The organism is Paenibacillus foliorum (genome assembly GCF_013141765.1).
GTDB lineage: Bacteria > Bacillota > Bacilli > Paenibacillales > NBRC-103111 > Paenibacillus_S > Paenibacillus_S foliorum.
In genome coordinates this window covers 61510-74609 of the sequence record NZ_WHOD01000109.1, presented here as the reverse complement: position 1 = coordinate 74609, position 13100 = coordinate 61510, and the positions used below count along the sequence as shown (strand labels likewise).

At 44.7% G+C, this 13100-nt stretch carries 5 protein-coding genes; all 5 read left to right on the top strand.

The features are described from left to right. Positions 1-183: 183 nt before the first annotated feature. The 5 genes from arfA (at position 184) to GC093_RS29125 (ending at position 13044) form a co-directional block, all read left to right on the top strand. Positions 184-1701 (top strand): arabinosylfuranosidase ArfA, encoded by a 1518-nt coding sequence (arfA, locus tag GC093_RS29145; protein ID WP_171655456.1) that lies wholly within the window; start codon positions 184-186, stop codon positions 1699-1701. 306 nt (positions 1702-2007) lie between these two features. Continuing rightward, the gene (locus GC093_RS29140; RefSeq protein WP_171655455.1) at positions 2008-4503 is read left to right on the top strand and encodes a glycosylhydrolase-like jelly roll fold domain-containing protein; all 2496 of its coding nucleotides are present in this window, start codon (positions 2008-2010) and stop codon (positions 4501-4503) included. A 248-nt stretch (positions 4504-4751) separates the two neighbouring features. Then, positions 4752-5594 (top strand): amidohydrolase family protein, encoded by an 843-nt coding sequence (locus tag GC093_RS29135; RefSeq protein WP_171655454.1) that lies wholly within the window; start codon positions 4752-4754, stop codon positions 5592-5594. Between the two features lie 722 nt (positions 5595-6316). Beyond that, entirely contained in the window at positions 6317-7375 is a 1059-nt protein-coding gene (locus GC093_RS29130) for a hypothetical protein (RefSeq protein ID WP_171655453.1), read from the top strand. A gap of 353 nt (positions 7376-7728) precedes the next feature. Then, complete coding sequence (locus tag GC093_RS29125) at positions 7729-13044, top strand: hypothetical protein (RefSeq protein ID WP_171655452.1); 5316 nt, start codon at positions 7729-7731, stop codon at positions 13042-13044. Positions 13045-13100: the final 56 nt, after the last annotated feature.

Sequence of the window (13100 nt, the reverse complement as noted above, 5' to 3'; positions counted from 1 at the left end):
TAGACTATTTTATAAAATTATAAAATAAAACAATTTAAAAAGAAAGAGCAAGCTTTTTGAATTATAACTTGTAACCGTCAACATTTTGATTGACATGGGCTGCTTGAATCTCATAAAATAATATACATAAGTATGAATTGATTTATATAAATATAAAATAAAAGATGAAATGAGGACATGATAATGGCAGAGATGAAGAAAGCGAAGATGATTTTGGAGAAGGATTATAAAATCGCTGAGGTGGACAAGCGCATCTTTGGTTCGTTTATCGAGCATCTCGGACGTGCGGTTTATGGGGGGATTTATGAGCCAGGACACCCAGAGGCTGACGAAAAGGGATTTCGTAAGGATGTTATTAATCTGATTAATGAAATTGGGGTGCCTCTTATCCGTTATCCGGGCGGGAATTTTGTTTCTGGATATAACTGGGAGGATGGTATAGGACCGGTGGAGCAGCGTCCGGCAAGGCTGGAGTTGGCTTGGAAAACGGTTGAGCCCAATTACGTAGGAACGAATGAATTTATGGAATGGGCCAAGCTGGTCAACTCCGAGGTTAATATGGCTGTCAATCTAGGGACACGTGGCATCGATGCAGCTAGAAACTTGGTAGAATACTGTAACCATCCCTCAGGCTCGTATTGGAGCGACCTTCGTGTTTCGCATGGCTACAAGGAACCACATAAAATAAAAACATGGTGCCTGGGAAACGAAATGGATGGTCCTTGGCAGATTGGTCATAAGACCGCTGATGAATACGGTAGAATCGCACAAGAGTCTGCAAAAGCTATGAAATGGGTTGATCCAACCATTGAACTAGTTGCATGCGGAAGCTCCAATCGGGCGATGAAAACCTATGCAGAGTGGGAAGCGACCGTTCTAGATCATACCTATGAGCATGTTGAGTACTTATCCTTGCATACCTATTATGGAAACCGTGATAATGATCTGCCGAATTTTTTAGGGCGCTCTCTTGATATGGATTATTTCATTAAGGAAATTATTGCGACCTGCGATTACATAAAGGCGAAGAAGAGAAGCAAAAAGACGATGTACCTGTCCTTCGATGAGTGGAATGTATGGTTTCACTCTAATGCTGCCGACCGCAAATTAGAGCCTTGGTCAATTGCTCCGCCCCAATTGGAGGATGTATATACATTTGAGGACGCGCTGCTTGTCGGCTGCTTGCTGATTACATTACTGCGTAACTCGGACCGAGTGAAAATTGCTTGTATGGCGCAGCTCGTTAACGTAATTGCTCCGATTATGACGGATAACGGCGGCGATGCTTGGCGCCAAACGATCTTCTACCCGTACATGCATGCTTCAGTATATGGGAGAGGCGTTGCGCTTAATCCGATCATTTCTTCACCAAAGTATGACAGTAAGGACTTTACGGATGTGCCATACTTGGAGTCGACAGCAGTGTACAATGAAGAAAATGAAGAGCTAACCGTATTTGCAGTAAATAAAGATACTGAAGCATCACTGCTTCTGGATGTGGATATTCGCGGGTTCGTAGGTTATCAGGTAGTCGAGCATATTGTGCTTGAGCATGATGATGTCAAAGCTACCAATACTGCTGCCCATCCTCATTCCGTGGTACCGCATAATAAAGGTGGCGCGGCTGCGAAGGATGGCTATATTCAAGCGAGCCTGCCTAAGCTTTCCTGGAATGTGATCCGTTTAAAAGCAGGTTCGTAGCACTCATTATAAAATGAAATAATGATGCCCTTTATTTAGCCGCGTAATATGGCTTTTATAAAGGGCATTTTGCGTGAATGTAATTTCTTAGTGCCATGTGCTTGAAATGCTTATCATTGCAGCAATCCTAGGGGCTAGATGCAATATAGTCCAAATTAAGCAAGAAAGTGCTAACAGAATGAGGCTGATTATTAAAAAAGGCTGATTGTTTGAAATTAAAATGGTTGTTATGTTGGTGAGAGGCGGAAAAGCAAATGGTCATTTATAAGAAAATAGCTGGGGGCTGAAAGTGAGGGTTTTAATTTAATGGAACATTTAAAAAGTGCTTTTTGGGAACCCGAAGATGAGTTTACTCCGATTCCATTCTGGTTCTGGAACGATGAATTGAATAAAAATGAGCTAATTAGGCAGATACATGATTTTAAATCCAAAGAGGTTATGGGCTTTGTCCTTCACCCGAGGATGGGGCTTCCAAGAAGTCAGCCTTATTTATCGGAACCTTTCATGGAGTTGGTTGAGACAGCTGTGTTGGAAGCAGAGGCTCAAGGAATGATTGTCATTTTGTACGACGAAGGGATGTATCCGTCTGGTGCTGCCAATGGCTTGGTTGTTAAAGCCAATCCTGAATATGCGAGCCGTGGTCTGCAAATGGTTGAATATCCCTGCAGCGGCTTGACGAACATTTCCTTCACACTGCCACCCGGGGATAAGGTTATTTCTGTACAAGCCGTCCGCAAACGTTCCGTGAATGAGATTGATCTTGATCACGTCCAGGTCATTGAAGACTATGATAGTGGAGGAGTCACCTTCCGGCAGCCTGATGATGGAGAATGGTCTGTGCTTGTTTTTATAGAAACGTTCTCGAAGGGGACGATACGTGGCATTCACGAGGGACAGGATGATGGGGAAGATGACGCGCCGCTTGCTGCGGACTTGTTGAGTTCTGATGCGGTACAGACGTTTATTACCCTCACTCATGAGGCATATTATGGGAAGCTTAAGAGACATTTTGGCAAAACGGTCATCGCGATGTTTACGGATGAGCCTGATTTGCTCGGTCGTAATCATAAGAAGGGATTAAAGCCTTGGACAACTGGATTTATGGCTGATTATAAAGCAGGAGGCAATGAGGAAAAGGAGCTTGGTGCCATCTGGTTCGAAGCAGGAACTCGTACTGCCGCGATTCGCAGAACCTATGAAACATCTGTCCATCACCGATTAGCTGCGAGCTACTATAAGCCGCTGCATGAGTGGTGCGAGAAGCATGGAATTGCGCTTACTGGACATCCAGCAGCTAGCGATGATATCGGTGCTCAAGCATGGTTCCATATACCCGGACAGGATGTAGTGTGGCGATACATTGCTCCAGAGGAAGGGAAAGCGGTAGATGGAGTGCATAGTACAATGGGTAAATGTGCTTCTGATGCTGCTCGCCATAGGGGACGCCGACGTGTTATTAATGAATGCTTCGGGGTTTGCGGCAAAGAGAGTGGATGGTCCCTCAAGGCCGACGAGATGAAATGGTATTTGGATTGGCTGTTTGTCAGGGGAACGAATATGATTTCGCCCCATGCATTTTATTATTCAGTCCGTGATTCTCGACGGGATGAGCGTCCGCCGGATGTCGGACCGAACAATATATGGTGGTCAGAATACCAGCAGTTTGCCCGCTATATTAAGCGAATGAGCTGGCTAATGACGGATAGTGTTAATCAAACAGAGCTGGCTGTGTTGGTGGGGGCGACCTCACTGCCTTGGAAATCAGTTAAGCCGTTTTTCGAGCAGCAGATTGAATTTAATTACCTCGAAACGGAGCTGCTTTCTTCTTGTAATTTTACTGAGGAAGGGCGAATTTGTATTGGACAGCAGCAGTATAAGGCTGTATTGATAGAGGATATTGGCATTATTGGCGCGAGAGAGCGTGAGCTGCTGAACGGGTTTGCCGAATGCGGCGGGCTAGTTATCGAAGCATCAGACGAAGATGTGTCAATAGTCAATGAGAAGGGAAAAGGTCGAAGGTTTTTCCGTCTGGATGAAGCGGAGAGGCTGCCTTCTCTTTTGAATGGACTGCTTTCCAGGGATATGGTGATTGCTCCAGCTTGCAGTTCAGTTCGAATTAGCCATGTTGTGAAGGATGGAGTAGACTTTTACGTTTTCGTGAACGAAGGTGAAGAAGTCTTTACAGGAGTTGTGCATACACCGTTATCAGGAAAAGCAGAGCTTTGGTGTCCTTGGTCTGGAGTTGTCCGTGCAGCAGCAGCTCTTAGAAACAGTGTGGGAGAGGGAGCCTTGATAGAGCTGACTCTGCAGCGTCGAGAATGCTTGTGGCTGGTTATCGATACTTCCGAGCAAGGGACGCAGAGAATGGGTGGCGAACCAGAAATGGTGGAGCTGCTTGATTTATCAACCGAGTGGCAAGCTGAAGGGGACTGTGGCAGTAAGGAATTGGAGCAGCTAAGTTCATGGACGGAGTGGGAAGGGAAGCAGAAGATATCGGGTACCGTGTTATATGAGAAACGATTTAACCTTTCTGAAGGGGTAGCAGATGGTTTCAAATCCATTGAATTGAACCTGGGGGATGTGCATGAGTTTGTACGAGTATCGCTTAATGGTCAAGAAATAGGTGTGAGAATGTGGAAGCCTTATGTTTTATCGGTTCGTGAGGCACTTTTGTCTGGATCCGGCGAGCACGTACTGCGGATTGAAGTTACGAACAGCTTAGCTAACCGATATGACGGTATGTCCCATCCATCCGGCTTGTTAGGCCCTGTAAAGCTTAACGGATATCGATGTTTATTTTAATGGTAATGGTTAGTTTAGGAAATGAATGGAAACGATGAGTTGGTATGTTAATTGGCAGCTTTGATGGAGAGTACATATATATGCTGGAAAAAACGTATCCTTTTGCACAAGGGAAGGTTTGCTATATTAAACCCTCCATTTCCATCGTTGAAAGGTATACATCTTGACCATTTTACGGTATAAATTGGATGTAGGCCTTGGCATGTACCTGCTGTGGCTGCCAATTCGGAATTTGGGGGACATTTGCTATGAGAGTGGATGCGCATCAGCATTTTTGGAAATTGGAGAGAGGCGACTATGGCTGGATTTCTCCTGATATGAAAGCTATTTACAAGGATTTTGGTCCGGCAGATCTAGCCGGTCATTTGAATAAGAATGGGCTGGATAAATCGATTGTAGTTCAAGCTGCGCCTACCTTGCAGGATACAGAGTTTATGCTTGATTTGGTTGGAAATAACGAATCGATAGCTGGAGTTGTAGGCTGGTTGGATCTCCAAAGCCCGAATTACCGCGAGCAGTATCAGTTGTTTAAACAACATCCGGCGTTTGTAGGGATTCGCGTCATGATACAAGCAATGGAAGACGCAGACGAAGTTCTGCAGCCTGCTATTGTGGAGGCTCTAAGGTACTTTGCCGAGGAAGGATTCCCTATCGATCTTCTGATGCTTTCCCATCAACTGCCGTCGGTGCTAAAGCTGCTAAAAGCGGTGCCGAATCTGCACGGCGTCATCGATCATATAGCGAAGCCGCAAATCATGGAAGGGCAATGGGAGCCTTGGGCATCCCAGATGGAAGAGATTGCTTCGTATCCTAACCTATACTGCAAGCTGTCGGGAATGGTGACGGAAGCGGATCATCAGCATTGGAAGCCGGAACAAATCACACCGTACATCCAACACATTGTACGCCTATTCGGTACTGACCGCGTCATGTTCGGAAGTGACTGGCCGGTATGTCTGCTAGCTGCAAGCTACGATCAAGTAGTAGAAGTGCTGGAGCAGGGGCTGCCTGAAGCGATAAGCGAGCAGGATAAGGAAGCATTGTTTGGCGGTAATGCGCTGCGGTTTTATCGTTTGGAGCATCTGAGATAAGGGGAGAGCAAGGCTTCAAGAAGATGTCGTTGATGAAGCGGCATGTCGGTTATATCAAGTTTTCTACTGCAACAGTGAATCGCCCCTTGGTCTGTAAGGGGCGATTTATTTAGGTTTGTGGGGATTAGGGTGAGCGAAGCTTATTCTTTTTTAACTACGTCAAGCGCGTTTCTCCATTCTTTAATTGGGCATGTGTAGGGAGGAACGTAGGTACACTATTCTGGTATGCACATGTGATCATTCAAGTGGAACGGAAGTACGATCCTTTATTTATATCAAAATGTGGCAGGTTGGACGCTAGGAATAATGTACCATAGTTCCGTGAAATCATGAATTTGAGGGAATCGAGACGTTCCGCAGAGAGAGCAAGTAAGATAAAGTTTTAATTATCTGGAATAAGTAAACTCATATTATCCCTATCTTGCTCAGCTCAGATCAGCCATACCGTTCCTATAATAATTAATGTGAGTTGTGGCAGGAATCAGCGTTAAAAACTCTAGCATTTGGCCATGAACCCTCCCGCGAATTTAGATCCAGCTTTGTTGTGACACCTGTGGACGCATGATGGGAACTCCTGAAGAGGCTTCCCTATTTCTATTGATATTTCAAACATAACATTCAGCAAACATTCAGCTAACACTCAACTGGGATTAATGTCCTTTTAAGAAAAAGAGTCTATACTTCTATTTGTAGGTAAATTCCATATAAAGGTGGACATGACAATGAAACTATTCGAAAAGAAAATTTTAACAGGTGCGATAGCAGCTAGTTTATTATTGGGAGGAGCCGGATTGCTGAGCCAAGCGAATGCAGAAAATGCAACAACTGGCACAGACGGCAAGACAGGAACTAAGGTTTCAGAAAAGGGCGCTCGTGGCGATCATCAAGGACCTGGCTTCCGTGGAGGCAATATTTTAGAAGAAACGGCAACTCTGTTAGGCTTGGAAAAAAGCGTAGTCTTCGATGCACTTAAGGAAGGCAAAACATTACTGCAGCTTGCCCAAGACAAAGGCTTGACTAAGGAAGTTTACTTACAAAAGCTAACGGATGCTGAGAAAACAGCAATAGCTGCAGCCGTTACTGCCGGCAAAATTACACAAACACAAGCAGATAAAGAAACAATTGCTTTGGCAGAACGTTTACAGAAGGACATTGAACGTGCAGGCTTCGGCAAACCAGGCGAAGGGCCAAGAGGCGGATTCCCAGGTGGACCTGGCGGTCCGGGTAAAGATGGTGGCTTCCATCAGGGCAGCAATTTAGTAAAGGAGACAGCTACATTGCTTGGAGTCGAGCAGAGTGTTGTTACTGACGCCTTGAAGGCCGGCAAAACATTATCTCAAATCGCTCAGGAGAAAGGGCTAAGCGAGGCTGACTACCTGCAAAAGCTAACCGATGCTCAAAATAAAACACTTGCTGAAGCGGTTACCGCCGGCAAGCTTACACAAGAGCAAGCAGACAAAGTGAAGACCGGTCAGGCAGAACGTTTGAAAAAAGAGATTACAAGCACGAAGACCAAAGGCGAAGGTAAAGAAGGTTTTGGCGGAAAACAAGGCTTTGGTGGCAAGCAAGGCATGGGCGGCTTTGGAAATCCAGAAGCATTGGCCAAAGCTCTAGGAGTCACTGGAGAAGAACTTCAAGCTAGCTTGAAGGCTGGTAAGTCGCTAGTAGAAATTGCACAAGAAAAAGGCATTAGTGAGGATCAATTGATTACTAAAATTAAGGATGGCTTAACTGACCATATCAAGCAATTCGTTGAACAGAAGAGACAGCCACGTAATTAAACAACTAAATAAAAACAGAGTGAAGCCGGTTGCTTGAAGCATCCGGCTTTTTGTTGATTAAAGTATAAGTCTTAACCCCTCGAATCGAATGTATGGGATTAAAATAAGACCTGGTCCTCGGCTAGGTTTATTTTGTATGGTGTGAGCTCATCTTGGCAAGTGAATGGAAACGTTTACAAATCGCAAAAGGAGAATAAAGTAGAAAAATGACGAAAATGTTTAGTATTTGTTGAGAGGCAAACCTTAAAATAGGAATCATAGTGGTTGTAAAGAACTAGTGAGAGTAATGAAAGCGATTATTGATGGTTCTTAAGGACTATTAGCTTGTAGAAATTTAGAAGGAGGTTGTAATGATGTTTAAGAGCAAGCTCATCAACAAGTGGATCGCAATAGCTCTAACGCTCTGTCTGCTTATTACGCTGCAGCCTAATTGGTTTGCGGATAAGGCCGAAGCGGCGAGTTTAACAAGTGAGGATAAGGAAGTACGTTTCGGGTCGGGAACAAGGCTTGGAAATTTGTCGTATGATGCGGACAATGCTTTTATTAATTTTAAAACGGGGACGGATGGGTTTACAAAAATAAACTCTGATGGAACAATCGATTGGGCTGACGGTGGTGTATTTCCTGTTGGTGACAATGGTGCTGGGATCAAGCTTGAAATTAATATCAAAGACAATCCAACCTTACTTGCTTTAGCCGAAAGCGGACACGCAGAAGCGATAGTAGGCTGGGACAGTCTTCTTTACAATGAATTTGGTTGTGTTTTTGGTTTTTGTAAGACGCGAGTTACATCAGCAGCAATAGAGATTGATGGTGTGAGATTATCAGACAGCTCGCATCAAGGTACCACATCCGCTAAAAGCATGAAGGTAGGGATAACCAAGGAGACTGTTATTAAACTATCCGCTGGAGTTGAAGGCCAAGGGGCTGGTGTAGAAGGTATGTACATCAAATTTCAGGATAAAACCCGCCCTAAACTGGAAGGTTACACTTTTACAGGCAACGGGGCTGAAAGATTAAATACGAAAATCAATCAGCAAGAGCTGTATGTGAAACAAAATGAGAATATCACATTAGCTTATGACTTCAGCGAGCCAGTTAAACCAACAACATTGGTTGCAGGCAATGCTGATTATTTTCTGCGTCATCCGCTGTTTGTCAATCCCGATGAGACGGGATTGCCTGCTGCTGGTGAGCAGCAATATTTGAAGAACCTAACCTATACGACTGGCAATTTAGGTACTGTAAATAAAAGCATCGTTTATCGTTACACGGGGTCGAAGTATCATCACAGCGGCAACCTTCCGCTTGAGCCCAAAATAACGGGAGCAACATCGGGTGTAGCTCCTATCGATATGACCTTGGAGGAGAAATTGCGGTCAGCCGATCTAACGGATGAGGCTGGTAATGCAGCAATCATAGTATCTCTCAACAAAGCCAGCAACTCAAGTAATGGTCATTTAAGAAACAAGACAGTTAATCCTTTTGACTACGAGAATCAGGGATATCGTGTCATTGTAGATGCGGTAGCTCCTAAATATACGAAGGTCGGCAACGGGATTCAACCGGAAATCCTCACTGGAGTGACGTTGAACAAGGACGATACCATTGATTTCACGCTTCAAATGACCGAAGAGGCTGTGGTGAAGGTAGGTTGGGATGTTGAAAAAACATTCATTTATCTCAACAATGGGATGAAAGCCTATTATGTATCTGGTCAGGGTACGGCCAATTGGACGTTCAGAACTAAGATTCCTACAGGACTGCCGATCGAAACTCCGCTGCTGAAGGTCATTGCCGTATCACATGATCAGAAGCTGGACGACTCCGATACTAACGTCATTCAGGATTATGCGGGCAATATGCTCATTCAACCAGCCAATTATACAGGCATCCATGTGGATGGCGACCAATCTAATGTCAACTCCAAGATAGATTGGGCTAAGCTTTCCATAGACAATACTAAACCGGAAATTTTCTTCCATTATGAAAATGGTGGGGCTAGCGATCAGATTTACTTAAAGAACGGTAAGGTTACTATCGACGCTAACGACCCGCCTTTACTTATACCATTCTTAGATCCGAATGTCAGCGAACGCGGAAAAGAAAAGCCGAGCAATGGCATCTATCGTCCTTCGAATCTGACCGGATCCGCTTCACCATCAGTAGGTCTCGTCTATTATTATTGGAGTCAGAGCCCAACAGATCCCTTTGCTTCCAAAAGCAGCGATCATTTTGCAGCGGTAAAAAGGTACGCAATAGCAGGGCTGCAGCCAAGACAAGATTTATATACGGAGAAAGAATTCCCCGATTTTAATTTCAGTGTTGTGAACAACAAAACCAACATGCTTGCTCCTCCGGCTGAGGCTCTAACTGAAGATAAGAGCGGTTTGTGGTACTTACACAGCTGGACAGCGGACATGACTTGGGATTCGGCAAGAGAGCTGATGCAATATGAAAAGAAGAAGAACTATGTACAGAGCCACTCAGATCAGTATGAGGCTTGGAAAGCTGAGGCTGCAGGTTCAGAAGCAGAGAAGGTGTTTTATGCGGATAATAAAGCACTTGCAGCTGTCGGGCAATATGGTGATATCGACGTCTGGCCTCTGGCAGATTTTAAAAAAGATGATTCCAACTGGTCTTACAATGTGGGAACTATCAAGCTGGACAATAAAGCTCCAACTATTACATTTGACCCGACTGTTAATGACAACACGATCGATGTCAAGGTGCCGGTAACCATCTCAGATGATCACAGCGGAGTTAAGAAAAGCTTTTATCAATGGGTTAAGCAAGGTCAGGTGCCGACTGAGCAATGGAATCCACTTGCGTCTGCAGCAGGACGGGTTGTACTTTCTACCTTAAATGAGGTTATAGAAGATGGATTGTATCAATTAAATATCAAATCGGAGGATTTGGCGGGCAATGAACGAGTTGTCAAATCTGAGAATGTAACCATCAACTCATCAGTTCGTATTCCAGTAAGCTTTGATCCTGAACCTAGTCCAAACTATGTGAAAAGCCATGATGTTAAATTCATAATCAGCGGCCTTGGTTCTCAGCAGACTGTTACAGGAGCAAGCTATGGGAATTCCGTTACCAATTCGACTTATGGATCAAATACAAAATCCGTTAGTTCAGTAACGTATTCCAACTACTCCAGCTTCCTAGCTGGTGTGCCGACTGTGAGTTACGCATTTAGTAAGGAAGTTTCACGACCTGCTAATGATACGGATTATACTCTGTTTACAACATATACAGAATTAAATGGAATCCGGACCTACCTAGTCCCGGCAGATGTGAAAAAAGAAGGCCAACAGTATATTCATATTAAGGTGAGGGAAGCCGATGGCCGGGAGAATTACTTCTACAAGTTATATAAGTTCGATAATAGTCCACCGAAGGTTACCTTCAGCTCGAATGGAGTTGCTTATCCACTTCCTTTCCATGAGGTAAAAGTATCGCTTGAAGATACTTACAGTGAAAAAGTGGTTGTAAAGAAATACCAGTGGATCAAGCAGGGAGAAGCGCCTCCAACAGAGAGTTCTGACAAATGGGATGATTTACTCATCGATGGTGTAACCAAAATTGAAAATAAGACTTTAGCAGCTGGAGACATTGTAGATTTCCAATTATACGTGTGGGCTGCAGACATAGCTGGAAACAGCGTTGTAACTGGCACGACCGGATTCTTCAAGGTTTCCAAAACCGGGGGAGCGGATGTGCCGCCCGCTCCAGGACAGTCTGATTTGATCTACGTCTATGGTGATGAGGAAGATGGCTATACCGCCATTGTGAAGTTGAGCCTCGACACCTTAGATAAAAGTGGCTATGAATACTCCGTATCTCCGGATGGTGGCCAAAGATGGTTGAAATGGCGCCCTTATACGAACTTTGTTGCGATTAAAGTATCTTCAAACAAAGTAGAGGAGCTCCGTATTAAGGTGAAGTATAAAACTCCTGGCGGAGCAATCGGAGAGCCTATCAATTTAATGACCGAAGCCGTAAAAGCAGCAGAACCTGTGTATGCCTTGGCAACACAAAGCACAACAACACCGGTAAACCCGACCAAAGGGGTAGATATTGACATCGCGGCTCCACTTGGCATTAAAGTAGTGGCCTCAGCTGTGAATCCTTCGGTTCCGGTTCGCACTGGCAATAAATTTAACGTAAAGGTTAACGGCTACTATTCCTTCGACCTTACGGATACGGCTGACACGAGCAGAAAAGATACACTTTATGTCGTAGTTAGCAATGTGGATGGGACAAAGCCTGTTGGCAGCATTACCAATCTAATCACAGCCAAGACTAATGGCAATGTTACAGTGAAGCTCGATGCTTCCGAGCCTATCCTGATTACGAATAATGATGGCAGAGCTGTCCGCACCTTCACGGAAAACGGGTCGTTTGAGTTTGAGTTTATGGATGAGGCGGGCAATACAGCCACAGCAAAGGCCACAGTCGACAACATTTACAAGGAAGGTCCTCAAGTCAAGATCGTGCGCTCTTACGCGTACGGTGAAAATGGAAGCAAAACCTTTCATACGATCAAGGATGGAAGCGGAAATGTGCTTCTAGCCTCAGGTGTGACACTTGAAGTGCAGAACATAAATCCTTCTGCACCTGCCTTTAAAGTGCCGGATGGAAAAAGAGTAATATCGCTGCAAGAAAACGGAGTAGCTGCCTTTACGGTTTACGATGATTATGGCAACATGACGACCATTAAAGAAGAAGTAAACAATATTGTCTCAGCGGCCCCGAAAGTGGATCAAATCGCCTATACATTTGTGGACGAGGCAGGTAACGAACTGCCTGCAGACAAGCTGGTGAACATCAACGGTCAGCCTTATGCACAGGGGAATGTGAAAGTGACACTGAGCGGACATATGGACGCGCCGAACAAGGTGTTTACCGGGGTTGTGCCGGATTTTGTAAATCACACGAATCAAATAAGCGGTTCGGATGGAAAGTTCACCATGTCCAAAACTTATTTGGCTCAAGGTTCAACACTTATCGGGCTAGTGGATGCATTAGGCAATGTCAATAAAGTGCCTATTGTGATCAAGGGGCTGGATAATAAAGCGCCGGAAATTCAGCTGAAAATGAAAACTGTTCCTGTGGCACAAAACAAACCCAATTTTGATTTCCGGGTTGATTTGGGAGGATTCACGGTGTCTGACAACATCTCCCAAGCGGATCAGATTAATGTTTCAATTAGTGGGCTTGATCTATCCAAGCTTGGACGCCAACGGGTAACCTATACAGCGAAGGATCAGGTAGGCAATACTTCGGTGGCCTATCAAGAGGTAGTTGTTGTCGGCTCAGACGGCATGCTGATCTTCGCCAATGACATCCTCGTATCGGGATCCAGCGGGGAAACGGCTCTGTTTGACAGCAATAAGCTAACCTTTAACGTTTCCAGATACAATTTGATGGAAGTTGAAGGGCAGGAGCGGGTCAATGAATGGGGAACCTTCGATCTGCTGTACCAGCCTGGCTTGTATCGTGAAGGACAAATGAAGTACATCGCAAGCAAAATTACGTACAAGCAATTGCTGGACGGCCGTTATGAAGTAACGTTCCCTAAGGTCGGCTGGTATACGCTGATAGTAAGAAACCAGGAGCGTGAGCGTGAATACGCAACCTTCTTTATAGGAAAGACAGAATAAATACGAATGGTGCGGCAAGAAGGTGAAGGACGGGACATGGGAGTGTCCCTTCTTCA